The 17674-nt window shown below is 70.0% G+C and carries 16 protein-coding genes; 1 reads left to right on the top strand and 15 read right to left on the bottom strand.

Annotated features, from left to right (window positions below):
• The 12 genes from D9V41_RS01950 to D9V41_RS01895 all read right to left on the bottom strand — a co-directional run bounded on the left by D9V41_RS01950 (nucleotide 1) and on the right by D9V41_RS01895 (nucleotide 13924).
• Entirely contained in the window at nucleotides 1-933 is a 933-nt protein-coding gene (locus tag D9V41_RS01950) for a DMT family transporter (protein ID WP_121792829.1), read from the bottom strand.
• A 61-nt stretch (nucleotides 934-994) separates the two neighbouring features.
• Nucleotides 995-2152, bottom strand: a complete 1158-nt coding sequence (locus D9V41_RS01945) for an acyl-CoA dehydrogenase family protein (protein WP_121792828.1) — start codon at nucleotides 2150-2152, stop codon at nucleotides 995-997.
• A complete protein-coding gene (locus tag D9V41_RS01940; protein WP_121792827.1) occupies nucleotides 2149-3132 on the bottom strand; it encodes a C-terminal binding protein in 984 nt (327 codons plus the stop codon). The genes D9V41_RS01945 and D9V41_RS01940 overlap by 4 nt, the downstream gene beginning before the upstream one ends.
• The gene (locus D9V41_RS01935; protein ID WP_121792826.1) at nucleotides 3129-4535 is read right to left on the bottom strand and encodes an aldehyde dehydrogenase family protein; all 1407 of its coding nucleotides are present in this window, start codon (nucleotides 4533-4535) and stop codon (nucleotides 3129-3131) included. Before D9V41_RS01935 ends, D9V41_RS01940 begins: the two co-directional genes overlap by 4 nt.
• Nucleotides 4532-6127 (bottom strand): thiamine pyrophosphate-binding protein, encoded by a 1596-nt coding sequence (locus tag D9V41_RS01930; RefSeq protein ID WP_121792825.1) that lies wholly within the window; start codon nucleotides 6125-6127, stop codon nucleotides 4532-4534. The genes D9V41_RS01935 and D9V41_RS01930 overlap by 4 nt, the downstream gene beginning before the upstream one ends.
• The gene (locus D9V41_RS01925) at nucleotides 6124-8172 is read right to left on the bottom strand and encodes an acetate--CoA ligase family protein (protein ID WP_121792824.1); all 2049 of its coding nucleotides are present in this window, start codon (nucleotides 8170-8172) and stop codon (nucleotides 6124-6126) included. The genes D9V41_RS01930 and D9V41_RS01925 overlap by 4 nt, the downstream gene beginning before the upstream one ends.
• Nucleotides 8159-9253, bottom strand: a complete 1095-nt coding sequence (locus D9V41_RS01920; RefSeq protein ID WP_121792823.1) for an ABC transporter ATP-binding protein — start codon at nucleotides 9251-9253, stop codon at nucleotides 8159-8161. Before D9V41_RS01920 ends, D9V41_RS01925 begins: the two co-directional genes overlap by 14 nt.
• A gap of 1 nt (nucleotide 9254) precedes the next feature.
• Nucleotides 9255-10082 (bottom strand): ABC transporter permease, encoded by an 828-nt coding sequence (locus D9V41_RS01915; protein ID WP_121792822.1) that lies wholly within the window; start codon nucleotides 10080-10082, stop codon nucleotides 9255-9257.
• The gene (locus D9V41_RS01910) at nucleotides 10079-10990 is read right to left on the bottom strand and encodes an ABC transporter permease (RefSeq protein ID WP_121792821.1); all 912 of its coding nucleotides are present in this window, start codon (nucleotides 10988-10990) and stop codon (nucleotides 10079-10081) included. The genes D9V41_RS01915 and D9V41_RS01910 overlap by 4 nt, the downstream gene beginning before the upstream one ends.
• Nucleotides 10987-12042, bottom strand: a complete 1056-nt coding sequence (locus D9V41_RS01905; RefSeq protein WP_121792820.1) for an ABC transporter substrate-binding protein — start codon at nucleotides 12040-12042, stop codon at nucleotides 10987-10989. The genes D9V41_RS01910 and D9V41_RS01905 overlap by 4 nt, the downstream gene beginning before the upstream one ends.
• Nucleotides 12043-12196: 154 nt before the next feature.
• Nucleotides 12197-12793, bottom strand: a complete 597-nt coding sequence (locus tag D9V41_RS01900) for a TetR/AcrR family transcriptional regulator (protein ID WP_166375866.1) — start codon at nucleotides 12791-12793, stop codon at nucleotides 12197-12199.
• Between the two features lie 147 nt (nucleotides 12794-12940).
• A complete protein-coding gene (locus tag D9V41_RS01895) occupies nucleotides 12941-13924 on the bottom strand; it encodes a DMT family transporter (protein ID WP_208006691.1) in 984 nt (327 codons plus the stop codon).
• Between the two features lie 36 nt (nucleotides 13925-13960).
• Between D9V41_RS01895 and D9V41_RS01890 the strand changes: the two genes are divergently transcribed.
• Nucleotides 13961-14542, top strand: coding sequence for a TetR/AcrR family transcriptional regulator (locus D9V41_RS01890; RefSeq protein ID WP_121792818.1), 582 nt, complete (start codon nucleotides 13961-13963; stop codon nucleotides 14540-14542).
• Here D9V41_RS01890 and D9V41_RS01885 read toward each other — a convergent pair.
• The 3 genes from D9V41_RS01885 to D9V41_RS01875 form a co-directional block, all read right to left on the bottom strand.
• On the bottom strand, nucleotides 14514-15329 hold the full coding sequence (locus tag D9V41_RS01885; RefSeq protein ID WP_208006690.1) for a serine hydrolase: 816 nt from the start codon (nucleotides 15327-15329) through the stop codon (nucleotides 14514-14516). The genes D9V41_RS01890 and D9V41_RS01885 overlap by 29 nt on opposite strands.
• Nucleotides 15326-16348 carry an LLM class flavin-dependent oxidoreductase gene (locus D9V41_RS01880; protein ID WP_121792817.1) on the bottom strand — a complete coding sequence of 341 codons (1023 nt, stop codon included), beginning with the start codon at nucleotides 16346-16348 and terminating at the stop codon, nucleotides 15326-15328. The genes D9V41_RS01885 and D9V41_RS01880 overlap by 4 nt, the downstream gene beginning before the upstream one ends.
• A 100-nt stretch (nucleotides 16349-16448) precedes the next feature.
• Nucleotides 16449-17573 (bottom strand): MalY/PatB family protein, encoded by a 1125-nt coding sequence (locus D9V41_RS01875; protein WP_121792816.1) that lies wholly within the window; start codon nucleotides 17571-17573, stop codon nucleotides 16449-16451.
• Nucleotides 17574-17674 lie beyond the last annotated feature (101 nt).

The following is a 17674-nucleotide window of genomic DNA, read 5'->3' as shown; positions in this document are numbered from 1 at the left end:
TCATTCCTCCCGGGTGGGTGTGTCGAGGGGTGAGGTGGACGCGGTGGTATCTCGTGGCCGCGGGGAGGGCTCGTCGCCGAGGACGAGCACCGCCGCGACGAGCACGAGCACACCACCGAGCATGGTTCGAAAGTCGAGCGTCTCGTGCCAGATGAGCACGGACAGGATCGCGGCCCAGACCGGTTCGGTGGTCATGACGACGGCCGCCTGAGCGGCCGCGATCCGCGCCTGGGCCCAGGTCTGCACGAGCATCGCCACCCCGCCGGCGATCAGCGCGAGGTAGATCATGCTGGTCCAGTCGGCACTCGTCGACGGCAACGTCACGCCCCCGACGAGTGCCCACGGCGCGAGCACCACCGTGATCGTGGCCATCTGGACGACCGCGAGCGCGTGGGCCTGCCCCGGGCGTGCGACCGCCGAGAGGGCCAGCACGTGCACGGCGTACGCGGCAGCCGCCACGAGCGTGATGGCCTCGCCGGTCCCGAACGCCCAGCCCCGTAGCGACATGACCGCGATGCCGAGCGTCGCGACGACGACGGATACCGCGAGCCGGCGCGACACGCGGGTTCTGAGCAGCACGACGGTGATCGCCGGCACGAACACGATGTACATCGAGACGATGAACGCCGCCACCGTCGGCGAGGACCGGGTGAGGCCCTCGAACTGCAACCACTGACCGAGGCCGTACACCGCTCCGACGGCGGCTCCGCCCACGACCGCGCGGCGGTCGAGTGTCGCCAGCACCCGCGGCCGTAGGGCGAGAAGACACAGTGCAGCGAGGCCGAACCGGACGGCCAGATAATCGGCCACCGGCACGCGGGTGAGCAGATCCTTGGCGATCGGGAAGGTGGAGCCCCACGCGGCGGCCACGAGGGTGAGGGCGAGGAACGCAGTCAGCGACACCTCGCGACGGACCGACGCGCGGACGGACACGGCACTCCTTACAAGCAGGTCACGGACCGGACCCGGCTGGCGCCGGACCCGGTCCGTGCGGTCAGAGGTTGCGCGAGATGACCAGGCGCATGATGTCGGAGGTGCCTTCTTCGATCTCCTCGAGCTTCGCGTCGCGCATCCACTGCTCGACCGGGTACTCGCGCGAGTAGCCCCAGCCGCCGAGCGTCTGCACCGCGCCCCAGGTGCAGAACATCGCAGTCTCCGATGCCTGCAACTTCGCCATGGCAGCGAGCTTGGCGACGTCGGCCCCCGCGTCGATCTGCCGGGCGGCGTGGAGCGTCATGAGCCACGCCGACTCGATGCGGCTCGCCATGTCGGCGAGCCGGAAGGCGACGGCCTGGTGCTCGATGATCGGCTTGCCGAACTGCGTGCGCTCGCGGGCGTAGTTCAGCGCGTACTCGTACGCGGCACGCGCCGCGCCCGTGGCAGCGGCGGCGAGCACGATGCGCGAGATGTCGAAGGTCTTCATGAGGCCGTAGAACCCCTGGCCCTCGCCACCGAGGCGGTCGGCCTCCGGCACGAAGACCTGGTCGAAGAAGATCTCCCGGCACACGATAGCCCGCTGACCCATCTTGCGCATCGGCTCCCCGAAGCTCATGCCGTCGGTGCCCTTGCGCAGCAAGAACGCCGACACTCCGCCTGCGCGCTGGCTGGGATCGGTCTTGGCGAAGACCACGTACTGGTCGGCGAGACCGGCGTTGGAGATCCATGCCTTCTGACCGGACAGCACGTAGCCACCGTCGATTCGGGTCGCGGACGTGACGATCGACGCCGCATCCGACCCGGACCCCGGCTCCGTGGTCGCGAGCGCCGTGTACAGCGGCGACGGACCGGTCAGCGGACGAAGCCACGCCTCCTTCTGCTCCTCGGTGCCGAGTTCCAGCAGCGGGTCGGCGAAGAAGCCGTTCGAGCACACGAAGTTTCCGATGCCCGGGTCGCCCCAGCACAGCTGCTCCTGCACGAGGCACTGGGTGAACACGTCGGTGAAGCCGCCTCCTCCATACGCCTCGGGCAGCATGAAGTCGGTGATGCCGACCTTCGCCGCCGCCTCGAAGATGTCGAGCGGAGACTCCACGTCACGCTCGTCGACCTCGCGGCCCCGGGGCCGGATCTCCTGCGTGGCGAACTGACGGCACAGCTCGACGATGTCGCGCTGTTCGTCCGTGAGCGGCCAGGGCTCGATGCCGGTGGTCGTCATGATGATGTCTCCTGTCGTGTGGGTGATGCGCTGAAAGATGCGGTGTCGTGCTCGTGGTTCGCCCGCTCGGCGAAGAACGTGACCACGTTCCGCGCCTGGAGGACCACGTAGTCACGGGCGCTGGCCGGTGACAGATACGCGGCGTGCGGTGTCACCACGGTGCGCGGATGGGCGACCAGCGGGTCGTTCGGCCGAGGCGGTTCGTGCTCGAGCACGTCGAGCGCGGCCGCGGTGATGTGTCCGGAGTCGAGTGCCTCGCGCAGCGCCTCGGAGTCGATCAGCGCGCCCCTCGCCACGTTGACGACGAACGACCCTGCCGGCATCGCGCCGAGCCGATCGCGATCGAGCAGATGACGTGTCTTTTCGGTCAGCGGGAGGTGGAGGCTGAGGACCGTCGCCGCCGCGACGACCTCGTCGAGGCTCATGGCCTCGACCCCGGGTGGCGGTGAGGCGAGCGGATCGTAGGCGACGACCCGGTCGACGAGCGGGCGGACGGCGCTCGCGTAGGCGCGGCCGATCCTGCCGAGCCCGAGCACGCCGACGGTCACCTCGGAGAGGCGGTGCAGCCGCTCGCGCGACCCGTCCCACCGCCCGGCGCGAACCTCGCGATCGAGCATCGGCAGTCCGCGCAGCAGGGACAACGTCATCGCGAGGGCGTGCGACGCGACCTCCTCGGTGGCCGCGCCGGGCACGTTCATCACCTCGACGCCGTGTGCGGCGCACGCGGCGACATCGACCGTGTCGACGCCGGCGGACTGGGTGGCGACGACGCGCAGCCGCGGCAGTGCCTCGATGACCTGGGCCGTCACCGGCGCGTAGCCGATGAGCAGCGCCTGCGCGTCCGCGGCCTGGGCGATGATGTCGGCCGGCGATCCGTCGTCGAGGATGCGGACCTCGAAGCCGGATTGTTCGAGCAGCGCCACGCCTGGCGCGGGGTCGAGATCGACGATGTCGGTGTAGGCCGCGACGGGGCGCGTCATCGCTGCACCGCCGTGATCTCGAGGTACTCCTCGACTCCGGCCGGGCCCAGTTCGCGCCCCACCCCGGAGTCCTTCCACCCGCCGAACGGGGCGTCGACGTTGAACGCGGCACCGTTGATGTCCACCTGACCGGTGTCCATCCGGCGGGCCAGGCGCATCGCCCGCTCCTCGTCGCCCGACCACACTGCGCCGGCGAGCCCGTAGCGGGTGCCGTTGGCGATGGCGAGCGCGTCCTCGTCGTCGCGAGCGGCGTGGACCACGAGGACGGGCCCGAAGATCTCGTCTTGGCTTGCGGAATCCGCCGGGTCGAGGTCGGCGAGCACGGTGGGGGTGTAGAAGTATCCGCGGTCGAGGCCGTCGGGCACGGTCCCGCCGGCCACCAGCCGGGCGCCTCGGGCGACGGCGCCGTCCACGGCCGCCCGCACCTGCTCGCGCTGCGCGGCGCTGATGAGCGGACCCATCTGGGTGGCGGCGTCTCCCGGGTCACCGACGACGATCCGCCGCGCGTGATCCGCAGCGACATCGAGGGCGGCGGCGTAGGCCTCCCGCGGCACGATGAGGCGGGTCAGGGCGCTGCACGTCTGCCCGGAATTGAGCGTGGCCGAATCGACCGTCGCCCTGACGGCGGTCTCGAGATCGGCGTCCGGGCAGACCACGCTCGCGGACTTGCCGCCGAGCTCCAGGCAGACGCGCGCGAGCCGCGCTCCCGCCGTGGCCGCGATCTGCCGCCCCACCCGGGTGGATCCCGTGAACGACACGAGGTCGACGTCCGGATGCTCGACGAGCGCCTGCCCGACATCGGTCCCATACCCCGGCACGAGGTTGACCACGCCGGCGGGGAACCCGACGTCCTGCACCGCATCGGCCAGCAGGTACGCCGACATCGGCGTCAGCTCCGCCGGCTTCACGACCACCGGGCATCCGGCCACGAGGGCGGGGGCGACCTTAGCCGCGAGCTGGTAGAGCGGGTAGTTCCACGGCGTGATGCATGCGGCGACACCCACGGGGCGCCGGACGAGCACCGAGGTGCCCAGCCGCTCCTCCGTCGCGAGTTCGCGGCCGATCTTCGCGGCCGACGCGACGATCTCGATCGCGAGGTCCACGTGCGCCTCTGCGGCCACGGTCACCGGCGCACCGACCTCGGCCACCGTCGCATCGATCAGGGCGGCGCGTCGGTCACGCAGCCGGTCGGCGAGCGCGGCGACGAGATCCGCCCGCCGTTGCGGTCCGGCCTCTTCCCAGGCGCGGGCCGCCGCTCGGGCAGCGCGCACGGCGTCCTCCACGTGCCCGGGCGTCGCCCGGCCGACGACGGCGATGACGTCCTCCGTCGCGGGATTCTCCACCTCCAGGGACTCGGAGGTCGTCACCCACCGCCCACCGATCAGCAGGCTGTCGCGGTTCATGCCATGCCGTCCGCAGCGCGGCTCTGTTCGCGGACATGGATCAGGGTGGGCCGATCGGCGTCGAGGGCGACCTTCACCGCCGTCCCGACCTCGGCTGCGTCGGCGGCGCGGACGCCTCGGCAGCCCAGGGACTCGGCGAGCGCGCAGAAGTCCGGGCTGCCCAGACCCACCGCATGCACCTGCTCGCCGCGGTCGTCCATCTCGTTGCGGATCTCCCCGTACCCGCCGTTGTCGACGACGATGATCGGCAGCGCGATCCTCAGCTGAGCGGCCATCGCGAGCTCGGCGATCGAGAACATGATCCCGCCGTCGCCCTGCACCACGATGACCGGCGCCGCCGGATCGGCGACCTTGGCGCCGATGCCCGCCGGCAGACCGAAGCCCAGCGTGCCCGCTCCGGTGGGATAGAGGAAGGACCGCGGACGGAACAGCGGCAGGTTCGACAGGAATCCGTAGTACCCGGCCATCGCGTTGTCCACCGCCACCACCGCGTCTCGCGGCAGGACCTCGGCGACGCTCGCCACGAGGTCGAGCCACGGCCCGCCTTCGGCCCTCGCGTCGGCGAGGAAGCGTTCACGCCACGGGGCGGCCCACCCGGACACGTCCCGCTGCGGCAGCAGCTCGACGATGGCGTCGAGTGCCTCCGCGGCGTCGGCCACGATGCTCATGCCGGGCACGACGTTCGTGGTGATGCTGGCAGCGTCGACGTCGATGCGGATCGTGGACGCATCGAGCGGCGGCAGTCCGGACCACCAGTCCGACGGAGCGAACTCGGTGCCGACGGCGAGCACGACGTCGGCGTCCTCGCACAGGTCCAGGACGCTGCGGTGCTGCAGCCCGGCACCCACGAACGACGGATGATCTTCGGGGACGACGCCCTTGCCGTTGGCCGTCGACACGACGGCCGCATCGAGTCGGTCCAGCAGTGCGGCGACCTGGGGCGCAGCACCACCGGCACCGCCGCCCACGACGACCACGGGCCGCTCGGCGCTGGCCAACCGCTCGACGGCAGCGGAGACCGCTGCGGCGTCGGGGGCTCGTCGGCCGGCAGGGGCCGGCGGCACCGGCTGCACGTCGGCCCGGGCGTCGAGCAGATCCAACGGGATCTCGAGGTGGACCGGTCGCGGCCGACCGGCGGTCATGAGGGCGAACGCCTGGCTCACCGCGACCGGGATCTCCTCGACGCTCGTCACGCGCAGGCTCTCCCCGAGGATGGCGGCCATCGCGGCGCTCTGATCCTTGATCTCGTGCAGGAGGCCGTTGCCGCGACCCGGATGCTGCAGGGGCATCCCCGGAGAGACGAACAGGACGGGCACCGAATCGGAGTACGCCTGCGCGGCGGCCGACGCGGCGTTGAGGATCGCCGGACCGGTGGTGGTCAGAGCCACCCCGACGCGGCCGGTGGAGCGGGCGTAGCCGTCCGCGGCGTACCCGGCGCCCTGCTCATGACGAGGTGAGACGTGCGCGATGCCGTGCTCGGTCAGGGCCGCGTAGGCCGCGAGGTTGTGCGTACCGGGGATGCCGAACACGGTGTCGACGCCATGGTGGGCGAGGGCCGCCACGAGGGCCTGGCCGCCAGTCTGTTGAGTCACGGTTCTTCCTTCGTTGCAGCAGTGAGGGGTGCGGCGTGCAGCACCAGCGCGTCGACGGCGATGACACCGTCGGGTGCGACACGGACCGGATTGATCTCGATATCGGTGAGTTGGGGTGAGCTGGCGATAGCCTCCGAGACGGTCACCACGGCCTCGACGAGACCTTCGACGTCCACGCGCGGCTTGCCCCGCCAGCCGTCGAGCAGTGCGCGCGAGCGCAACTGCTCGACCATGGCGGTCGCGGTGGCCCGATCGACCGGAGCCAGCTCGGTGCGCACGTCGCGCCACAGCTCGGCCTCGACGCCGCCGTAACCGAGCAGGATCGTCGGCCCGAAATCGCGATCGCGGCGAGCCCCGATGAGCATCTCGACGACGCCGCGTCGCGTGTCCTGCTCCTCGACGACGTACTCGCCGTCACCGAGCCTGGCGAACATCTCCGCGAACGCGTCGGCGAGCTCCTCGGGAGAGGACAGCCCGATCCGGACGCCGCCGTGCTCGCTCTTGTGCTCCAGCCATCCGGCCTTGAGCACGACCGGATACCGCAGCCCCGCTGCCGCTGCCAAGTCCGCAGGGTCATGCACGACGACGGCGTCCGGCAGACCGACGCCCAGGTCGGCGAGCAGGTCGCGGGCTGCCCAGTACCCCTCACCCACGCTGGCGGGAACGGCCTGCGGCACCTTGAGGTCGCGTCCGGGTTCGGCCGCCAGCCGGGCGACGCCGGCAGCCGCGCGCAGGGCCGCGTCCACGGTGTCGAAGGCCGGAATGTGGTGCTCCCACATCCGCGTGACGGCGCGGGACCCGGCACTCATGCTGTGCACCAGCATCGGCACGTGGCTGCTGTCCGCAAGGACGCCGAGGCGGTCCACGACGGCCAGTTCCCGTTCGAGAATCGGCGGGGAGTCCTCGCCGTAGCATCCGAGGTACCCGGACACGAGGACGATGTCGACCTCCGCGGAATTCGCGAGCTCCTCGCTCACCACTGCGTAGACGTCGAGATCGGCCTCGCCGGCGCCCGCGAGGTCGACCGGGTTCGACACCGCGGCACCAGCCGGGAGCAGTGCCCGGAGACGGGCCTGAAGTTCGGGGGAGAACTCCGGTGTCGTCAGGCCGAGACTCGCCGCGACATCGGCCGCGATCCCGCCCTGACCGCCGCTGTCGCTGATGACCGCGAGCCGCCGGCTACCGGGCAGTCCGGCGACCGAGAGGAACCGCGCGAGGTCGACCAGTTCCCTCGGGGTCGAGACGCGCAGAGCCCCCGCCGCGCGGCACGCCGCGTCGACCAGGTCGGCCGAGGACGTCAGCGATCCGGTGTGGGACTGCGCGAGCCGTTTGCTGCCCTCGGACGCGCCGGTGGTGAGGACGAGCACGTGCTTGCCCGCTTGGCGAAGCGCCCGCATCGCGGCCACGAGGCGGACGCCGTCGGTGAAGCTCTCGAGGTAGACCGACACGATCTTCGTCCGCTCGTGGTCGACCAACCCCTCGAGGAGTTCGGCGGCCGTGAGGTCGGCTTGGTTGCCGACGGAGTAGAACCGCGAGACTCCGAGGCCTGCCCGTTCGCCGAGCGCGGCGATCTCCGATCCGAGCTGACCGCTCTGGGACACGATGGCGAGGGGCCCCGGGGCGAAATCGCCCCACGCGAGCTGCAGATCGGCGTCCGCATCGTACATCCCGAGGCTGTTCGGCCCGAGCATCCGAGCATCGGCGGCGGCGAGCAGGGCGACGATCTCGGCTTGATCCTCGACGCCCGCGGTGATCGCGAGGAACGCGCGGCTGCCCTTCGCGAGGGCCTCCTCCACGACGCCTCGCACGTGCGCTGCGGGAACGCACAGGACGACGAGTTCGGGCGCGGCGGGCAGATCGGTGATGCTCCGGTGAGCAGGGTGCCCGAGTACCGTTCCGGCTCGCCGGTTCACGAGCCAGACGTCACGTCGCTCGGCGCCCTTGAGGGCACCGGAGGCCAACCAGTAGCCCCACTTCGCGTGATCGTCGGTGGCACCGACGACGGCGACCGACGCCGGGTCGAGGAAGGCTTCAGGCAAGGACACGGCCGTCCTCGATCTTCCAGGTGAGCGTGACCTTGGCGCCCGGGTGGACGCCGTCTTCTCCGCGCGGCACGTCGGTGCGAGCGACCACGAGGTCGCCTCCGCTGGTGCGGGCGTGCACCGTGCGGAAGCTGCCCAGGTACACGCAGTCCTCGACGACCGCCTCGACGGCGTTGTCCTCGGGCTCGGACAGGGCGATCCCCGGGCGGACCGCCAGCCGCTCCGGGCGGACCATGAGGGCCTGACCCGACGCCGCGGACCCGAGCCGGTACTGCGCCCCGTTGATCCGGTCGTCGAAGACCCCGTCGCGGCACTCACCGGAGAAGATATTGGAGACGCCGATGAACTCGGCGGCGTAACGGCAGTTCGGCCGCTCGTACAGGTCCGACGGCGAGCCGATCTGCACGATGTTGCCCGACTGGAGCAGCGCGATCCGATCGGACATCGTCAGCGCCTCCTCCTGGTCGTGCGTGACGAAGACGAAGGTGATGCCCATGTCCTGGTGCAGACGCCGGATCTCGAGCTGCAGTTGCTCACGCAGCAGCTTGTCGAGCGCGCCCAGCGGCTCGTCCATGAGCAGCACGGGTGGACGGAAGACGATGGCCCGCGCCAGGGCGACCCGTTGCTGCTGTCCGCCGGACAGCTCGGACGGCTTGCGCTTGGCGAGGTGACCGAGCTCGACCATCTCCAGCGCCTCGGCGACCAGCCCCGAGATGGCGGACTTGGCGGTACCGTGCCGGCGCAGGCCGTAGGCGACGTTGTCGAAGACGGTCATGTGCGGGAACAGCGCGTAGTGCTGGAAGACCATGCCGAGGCCGCGGCGATGGGCCGGCACCTTCGTCAGGTCACGGCCGCCGATATGAACGCGGCCGCCGTCGGCCTTCGTGAAACCGGCGATGATGTTGAGCAGCGTCGACTTCCCGGAGCCGCTCGCGCCGAGCAGGGTGATGAACTCACCGGCCCGGATGTCGAGGGACACGTCGTCGAGCACCGTGGTCGCGCCGTACTGCTTGCGGACCTTCTCGACATTGATCGACGCGCCGGCCTGATCGTCTGGTCGGGAATCTGTCGTGTTCTGGGACATGTCACACACCTGAGTGATCGAGGTTGACGGAAGAGCGGCGAGCCAGGAGGCGCTGAATGCCACGGGCGAGGCCGGTGAGCAGGAAGGTGCCGATGAGGACCAGCAGCAGCAGGCTCGAGACGGCTGCGAGGGTCGGATCGATCTCCACCCGGATGCCGGACCACATCTTCACCGGAAGGGTCGTCATGCCCGGACCGGAGAGGAAGATCGCGACGACGACCTCATCCCAGCTCGTGATGAAGGCGAACAGCGCACCGGCCAGGACGTTCGGCAGGATCGCCGGCAACGTCACGCGCATGAAGGTCGAGACCGGCCCGGCGCCGAGGTTCATCGAGGCCATCTCGAGGCGGCGGTCCACCGAGACCAGGCCGGCGGAGACGTTGATCATCACGTAGGGCACCCCGAGGCAGGTGTGCACCAGCACGAAGCCCAGCGGGGTCTCGGTGAGGCCCACCTTGAGGAACGCGATGTACACCGCCAGGCCGACGATGACGTACGGCACGATCAGTGGCGACAACATCGCCAGCAGTGCGAGGCGCCGGAACGGAAACCTCCCGCGCACGAGCGCGAGGGCCGCGAGCGTGCCGAGCACGACGCTCAGCGCGGCCGATGCGAGGGCGACGGTGAGGCTCTGCCCGGCCGACGCGAACCAGGTCGGATCCGTGCTGAGCGAGCGGTACCAGTCCCACGTGAAACCCTCGGGCGGGAACGCCATGAAGCCGTTCTCCGACACCGACATCGGGAAGATGACGAGGATCGGCAGGAGGACGTAGGCGGCGATCAGGACCGCCAGCAGGACCAGCGCGGCGCGGGTCAGTATCCGGGTCATGAGCGTCCCATCAACATGCGTTCGAGGTTCATGAACTTGCTCGTGATGGCGAGGAGCACGAACGTCGTTCCGAGCAGGATGACCGCGAGCGCCGCGGCGAAACCGAACTGCAGCACGGTGCTGACCTGCTGAACGATGAGCTCGCCGATCATCGTGTTCTTCGGGCCGCCGAGGAGGGCCGGGGTGATGTAGTAGCCGAGCGCCTGGATGAAGGTCAGGATCAGTCCGGCGGCGACGCCGGGCATGCTGAGCGGTACGAACACGCGCCAGAACGCTCCGGACGGCCGGTCGCCCATGCCTTGAGCGGCGTCGAGGAGCCGGCGGTCGATCGTGCGCATCGTCGCGTACATCGGGAGCACGGCGAAGGGCAGTGCGATCTGCACCATGCCGAACACGACTCCCGTCATGGTGCGCAGCAGCGGGACCGGTTCGTCGATGGCGCCGGCGCTCATCGCGATGGAGTTGAGGACGCCGGTGTCACGCAGCAGCAGCACGAGCGCGAAGCTGCGTACGAGGATGCTGGTCCAGAACGGCACCAGGATGATGAGGGTGAGCAGCGCGCGCCAGCGGGGCGTCGCGATGGTCATCAAGTAGGCGTACGGGTAGGCCAGGGCCAGGGTCACCGCGGTGACGGTGAGCGCCACCGTGAAGGTGTTCACCAGGACCCGCAGGTAGACCGACTCGGTGAAGATCTTGCGGTAGTTGTCGAGGCCGAGGGTCGGGTCGGTCACGCTGCTCGCGATGAGGAACGCGAGCGGCGCGATGAACACGACGAGGAGGAACACCAGCAGCGGCAGCGCCAGCAGCCCCCATCGGTCGAACGTCAGCCGCCCCCGAAGGGCGCCGTCGCGGCGCCCTTCGGTCGGACCGCTCGGCGCCGCCTCCGTCGGCGTGAGCGTTGCGGTCATTCCGTGATCCAGGTGTTGAACCGCTGAGTGACCTCGTCGTAGTTCTCCGCCCAGTAGTCGTAGTCGATGACCGAGGCGGACTTGTCGTCCACGGCGGGGCTGCCGGCGATGTCGTCGCGGATGTCGGCCGGCACGAGCTCCACGGCCTGCGGGGAAGCCGGACCGTAGCCCGAGGCGACGACGTCGTCGGCCTGCGCCTGCGTGTTCTCGAGGAACCAGACCATCCAGTCGAAGGCGAGATCGGCGTTCGCGTATCCCTTCGGCACGACGATCTGGTCGTACGAGACGAGGTTCTGTCCGTACTCGTTCGCGACCGACTCACCATCCGCGGCGGCCTGGCTGATCCGGCCGTTCCACGCCTGGATGAGCGGAGCCTCACCGCTGCTCACGAGCTGGACCTGCTGGTCGCCCGTGTCGTACCAGACGATGTCGTCCTTGATCGTCTCGAGCTTGCGGAACGCGCGGTCGAGATCGAGCGGGTACAGGTCCTCGGGCGCGACCCCGTCGGCCAGGAGCGCCGCCTCGAAGGCACCGCCGGTCACGTACTTCCAGAACCCACGCTTGCCGGGGAACTGCTCGGTGTCGAAGAACTCCGCCCACGTCGTCGGGTGCGCGTCACCGAAGGTGTCGGTGTTGTACGCGATGCTGAAGGTGTACTGCAGGATCGGGATGGCGCAGTCGTTCATCTGGGCCGGGTCGATGTCGGCCTTCTCTGCTGCGTCGAGGACTCGCTGCGGGAGCTTCTCGAGCTTGCCGTCATCGCACGCGGACTTCCCGTAGTTCGGCTCGACCTCCACGAGTCCCCAGCTGACCTTGCCCGAGTCGACCTGCGCTGAGATCTTCGCGTAGTCCGTGGGCGAGTCCTGGCGGATGGTGACTCCGGTCTCCTCGGCCCACGGGGTCACGTAGGAGTCGACGTGCGCCTTCTGCGCACCTCCGCCCCACATCACCACGGTCAACGTGTCCTCGGCGGCCGCTCCGCCGCCACCGCACGCCGCCAAGGACAGCACCATGCTGGCCGCTGCGACACCCCCGAGAACCTTCTTCGACATAACGCCTCCTGTGATTAATTGGCCCGTCAGTCAGAAACTAAACACGTGACTGCCATCACGTGTCAAGCGTCACAGGAGGACGGTGAGACGGCCGTTCAGCGTGGGCGGTGATTCATCCCGGAATGCCGCGGAGACACCGGGCTCGCCCCCGGGCTCAGGAAGCCGGGACGAAGCTGTCGACGAAGGCCCAGCAGGTCTCGCGCATGCGCTCGATCGTCATGTGCTCGGCTCCGATCAGCACCTGGATCGCGAGGCCGTCCATCATCGAGACGTACATGTCGGCGAAGGCGAGCGGATCGTCGACGTCGAGAAGGCCGCGCTCGCGCGCTTCGGTCGCCGCCGACAGCACGGCCTGGCGCCACTCGCCGTAGTACACGTCGTTGATGTGGCTCATCGTGTCGTCACGCAGCGCCGACACCCACAACTCCATCCAGACGAGCCAGGACTCGATCGTCGTCTCCGAGGACGGGAGGTACCCGTCGGCCAGTTTGCGCAGCTTCGTGACCGGATCGTCGTCGGGATCGACGTAACTCTCACGGCGGTGCACCGACGCCTCGTATTGAAAGCGAAAGGCCTCGCGCAGCAACTCGTCCTTCGAGGCGAAGTAGTAGTGGACGGTGCCCGAGCTGCACCCGGCCACGCGGGCGACGTCGGCGACCCGGAGGTCGCGGAACCCACGTTCGCTGACGACGGCGCACGTGGCGGCGAGAATGTCACCGCGGCGATCCGCGACCGGACTGGGCCTGGCCATGTGCATCGCTCCTTCACGCTCTGGTTTCGCTGCGAAACCAGAGCGCCTCGCTCGCCGAGCGGCACGACGCCGCTGTCCCCTGGCGACATCGTACGCATATTGACGCGCGAGTCAAAAACTTCGAGCCGGTCGCGCCGCACCGCCATGCTAGTGCGCTCGACGCCGTCCCGCGCCGTTCCCGGGGCGATTCCTCCGCTTTCTCTGGCCGTCGCGCCGGGACGACTCTCGCCGTGGCGCCACGACCAGGAGGGTGGCGACCAGAGCAAGTGCCAATCCGCCGATCGTCATGGCAGTGAGCGGCTCGCCGAACATCGTCGCGCCCCAGACCGTGGTCACCGGCGGCACGAGGAACATGAGGCTGTTGACCGTCGCCACCCCGGCTCGCCGCAGCAGAACCCAGTACAGGCCGTAGCCGCCGAAGGTCGACAGGACGACGAGCCACGTCATCGCGACCCAGAAGGAGGTCGCCGCCGGAGGGATGGCCTCCCCGGCCAGCACGGCCATGGCCGTGAAGATGGCCGCTGAGGTCAGGCAGTGGATGGTGAGCGCATGCAGCGGCGCCGTCGACGTGGTCGCACGCCGCTCAAGGAAGGTGGCGGCCACGAGGCAGAGCATCCCGCCGAAGGGCACCGCATACGCCCACCAGGGCGTCCCGCTCGAGACGTTGGTCGCGTCCGCCCACGTCACCGAGGCGACGCCGGCGAGCCCGAGCACCAGACCGAGCCACTGCCGTCCGACGACCGCCGTTCCGAGGAGGGGTCCGACGAGCGCCGCCACGACCAGCGGCTGGATGCCGTCGATCAGCGCCGTGGTGCCGGTACTCACTCCCAGGGCGATCGCCCAGTAGACCGTGAGGAGATACCCCGACTGCGACAGCGCTCCCACCGCGACCTGACGAGTGATCCCGCGAGCACCGAGCTGCTGCGGCCCCGACCGGCGAGCCAGCAGAAACGGCAGCAACACCAGAGCCAGCGGCAGGAACCGCCACATCAGGATCGTCGGAACCGACGCGTCCTCGGCTCCGAGCTTCGCGCCGATGAAACCCGACGACCAGCACAGCACGAAGAGCGCGCCGAGCCCTGCCGTCAGGAGGCTCGTACGCCGCGACAGTAGACCGATCTGTTTAGTCATGGGTCGAGGGTATACCGAGCGGTGTAGTGTGGCGCCATGAGCACCGCAGTCGACTGGACGCCCAAGGCCCGCGCGGTCCTCACTGCCGCGGGAGAGCTTTTCTACGCGCACGGAATCCACGCGGTCGGCGTCGATGCGATCGCCGAGCGCGCCGGCGTCACCAAGAAGACCCTGTACGACCGCTTCGGCTCCAAGGAACGGCTTGTCGTGGAGTACCTGCGGGATCGTGACGCGCAGTGGCGTGCCTTCCTCGCCCCGCGGCTCGAGGCCGCGGGAAGTGCGCCGGAACGACGGTTGGCGGCGGTCTTCGACGCATCTGCCGCGTGGTCGGCCGATCGCGGAACGAAGGGCTGCGGCATGATCAACGCGCACGCCGAGATCAGCGATCCCGCGCACCCCGCCTATGCGGTCATCGTGGGGCAGAAGCAGTGGATGCTGCAGTTGTTCACCGAACTGGTGGCGGCCGCCGGGGCGGAGGACCAGACGGCGCGGCTGGCTGAGGACATCCTGCTCCTGCACGAAGGGGCGCTGGTCACCGCGGGTATCGGGGTGCTTCCCGACGCGTTCGCCCGGGCGCGGGACGTCGCCGTCAACCGGCTGGCCGCAGCCGTTCGCTGATCCATCGGCCGACGGCACCCATCGCGCCGAGCACGTCGTCGCGCCGGTCACCGCCTTCGGGGTCCCATTGCGCGAGCACCGCATAGGCGATGGCGCGATCCGGCCCGCTGACCACGCCGATGTCGCCGCGGATGCCCGCGTCGGTTCCGGTCTTGTTCGCCAGGCGCACGCCGCGGTCCGCTTCCCGGTGCGCGAGCGGATCGAGCCCGAAGGCCGAGCCGACCATCGACAGATCGGTGTTGACACCCAGCCATCCGAGCACCCGACGGCTCACCGGTGCCGAGACGACCTCGCCCCGCGACAACCGCGCCATCAGATCGGAGAGTTCGGTCGCCGTGCCGACCGACAGCGCCGGCGGATGCTCCGGCCCACGCTCGTCGCGCACCCGGTCCAGCAGGCCGGAATCGGTGAAGCCGAGCGTCTGCGTGACCGCGCGGACCGCGTCGAGCCCCAATCGGCGCACCAGCACGTTCGTCGCGACATTGTCGCTGGCGGCACCGATCAGCCAGCACGCGTCCTCGGCGCTCAGCACGGGTTGCCGGAGCACCTGCCACAGCCCGGAGTCGGCGACCAGGTCGTCGACGGTGCGAGAGAGCAGTTCGCCGGGATCGAGGTCGCCGGACTCGAAGGCCCGAGCCGCTTCGACGAGGGCGAACACCTTGCCGATGCTCGCCGCCGAGACCACCACATCGGCTTGGTGCGCGGCCATGACCTCCGCGGTCCGGGCGTCGCGCAGGCACACCGACCAGCGAACGCCCTCAGGAAGGGGCGGCAGCGCCAGGCTCACCGGTTCGGTTCCCAGCCGATGGCTGGGAGGACCTGATCGGCGAGGGCGCCGAGCAGCCGCGCGTTGTAGTCCACGCCCAGCTGGTTGGGGACCGTGAGCAGCAGGGTGTCGGCCTCGCGCACCGCCTGGTCCTGCGCGAGCTCGCGGGCGAGGGTGTCGGGCTCGCCGACGTACGACTTGCCGAACCGGGCGAGACCGCCGTCGAGGAAGCCGACCTGGTCCTCGCCGGAGCGGTCGCCGAAGTACATGCGGTCGCGGTCGTCGAGGAGCGGAATCACGCTGCGGCTCACCGATACCCGCGGCTCGCGCTCCCAGCCCGCTTCGGCCCAGGTGGCGCGGAAGCGCTGGATCTGCTCGGCCTGCAACTCGTCGAAGGGGACGCCGGTGTCCTCGGTCAGGAGCGTCGAACTCATCAGGTTCATACCCTGGCGAGCGGTCCATTCGGCGGTCGCGCGGGTGCCGGAACCCCACCAGATGCGCTCGGGAAGCCCCGGCGCCTGCGGCTGGATCGGCAAGGGGACTTCCTGGCCGGTCATCTTCGGGTCGGATGTAGCGATCCCAGCACCGGCGATCGCGGCGCGGAACAGCTCGGCGTGGGCGCGGGCCATGTCCGCATCGCTCATCCCCTCCGGCGGCACGTGCCCGAAAGCCTCGTAGCCGCGCTGGGCGGGTTCGGGCGAACCGCGGCTGATGCCGAGCTGGAGTCGGCCGCCGGCGATGAGGTCGGCCGCAGCAGCCGCCTCAGCCATGTAGAGCGGGTTCTCGTACCGCATGTCGATGACGCCGGTGCCGATCTCGATGCGCGAGGTCCGCGCGCCGATCGCCGCGAGCAGCGGGAACGGGGCGGCGAGTTGGCGGGCGAAGTGATGCACCCGCACATACGCGCCGTCGATGCCGATCTCCTCGGCGGCGACGGCCAGTTCGATCGACTGCAGCAGCGCGTCAGCGCCCGTGCGGGCCTGCGAGCCCGGCGCCGCCTGCCAGTGACCGAAGGACAGAAACCCGACCCGCTTCTTCACGTTTCCAGCCTACGCCGGGTGCAATCCCTACGAGATGTGGTCAGCAGTGGGTCACCGGAGGTGGTCGACGTGACCCGGAAGCGACCACATCTCGCGAACGTCAGCGCATCGCGGCCGCGATGCGCGCGATGCCGGCTTCGAGGAGCTCGGGCGTGGTGGCGTAGTTGAGCCGGGCGTGTCGCCGGCCTCCCTCGCCGAACGGTAGACCGGAATTCAGCGCGACCCTGGCACGGTCGAGGATGCGGGCGGCCGGATCGTCGCCCAGTGCGGCCGGGAACTCCAGCCACGCGAGGTACCCGCCGGACCCCCGCATCCAGCGGACGTCAGGGAGATGGGTCGAGAGCAGTTCACCAAGGACCGCCCGGTTCTCCTCCAGATCACCGACGAGCGCGTCGAGCCACTCGCGGCCTTCACTCACCGCCGCGACGTGCGCGGCGAGCCCGAACTGGCTCGCGCCATGGCCCGCGAGCGGCGGCAAGGCGCCGAGTTCATCGGCGGCCTCCGGCCCGGCGAACACCAGTCCTGCCTTCAAGCCCGCCAGGTTGAAGCCCTTGGACGCCGACGTGGCGACGTAGGCGCGTTCGCTTCCCGCGACGGAGAGGAACGGCACGAATCCTGTCCGAACCAGTGGCGCGTGGATCTCGTCGACGACCACCCGGGCACCACGCTCGGCGGCGATCCGTGCCACTGCCTCGAGTTCGGCACGGGTATGCACGGTGCCGGTGGGATTGTGGGGGCTGCACAGCACATAGGCGGCGCCCGGTCCGACGCGCCCGAGCACGGTGTCCAGCCGGTCGAGGTCGAGCCGCCCGTCGTTCCCGAGCGGCGCCGTCTCGAGCCGTCGTCCGCTCCATGCGACGACGCCGAAGAACGGCGGGTATACGGGTGGGCTGATCACCACCGGCCCTCCGGGTGACGTGCACAGCTCGATCGCGATCCGCACCCCCGTCATGACGTCGGCCACCTCGAGACCAGCCGCCGCGGACGGCGTCCACCCCCAGCGAGCGGAGGCGAAATCGGCGAAGGCCGCGAGGTAGTGGCCCGACTGCGGGTATCCGACGTCGCCGCGCTCGAGCAGGCCGGTGAGCGCCCGCCGCACCGGCTCCGGGGGTTCCACGTCCATCTCCGCGACCCACATCGGCAGGACGTCCGGCGGGTACTCGGTCCACTTGAGGCTGGTGCGCTGTCGCAACTGCTCTTCGGTCATCTCTCGCAACGGCCGCATGCGCCCATGGTGCCCGCTAGGACGACGCGGTGCGCAGCAGGCGACACGAACACCGGTTCCGAGCACCTGGAGTCGGGTCGGGCGTCAACAAAGTATGCGAG

Origin of the sequence: Aeromicrobium phragmitis (assembly GCF_003674095.1) — a bacterium.
GTDB lineage: Bacteria > Actinomycetota > Actinomycetes > Propionibacteriales > Nocardioidaceae > Aeromicrobium > Aeromicrobium phragmitis.
The sequence above is the reverse complement of the archived record's forward strand: the minus strand, read 5'-3'. Positions and strand labels throughout refer to the sequence as shown.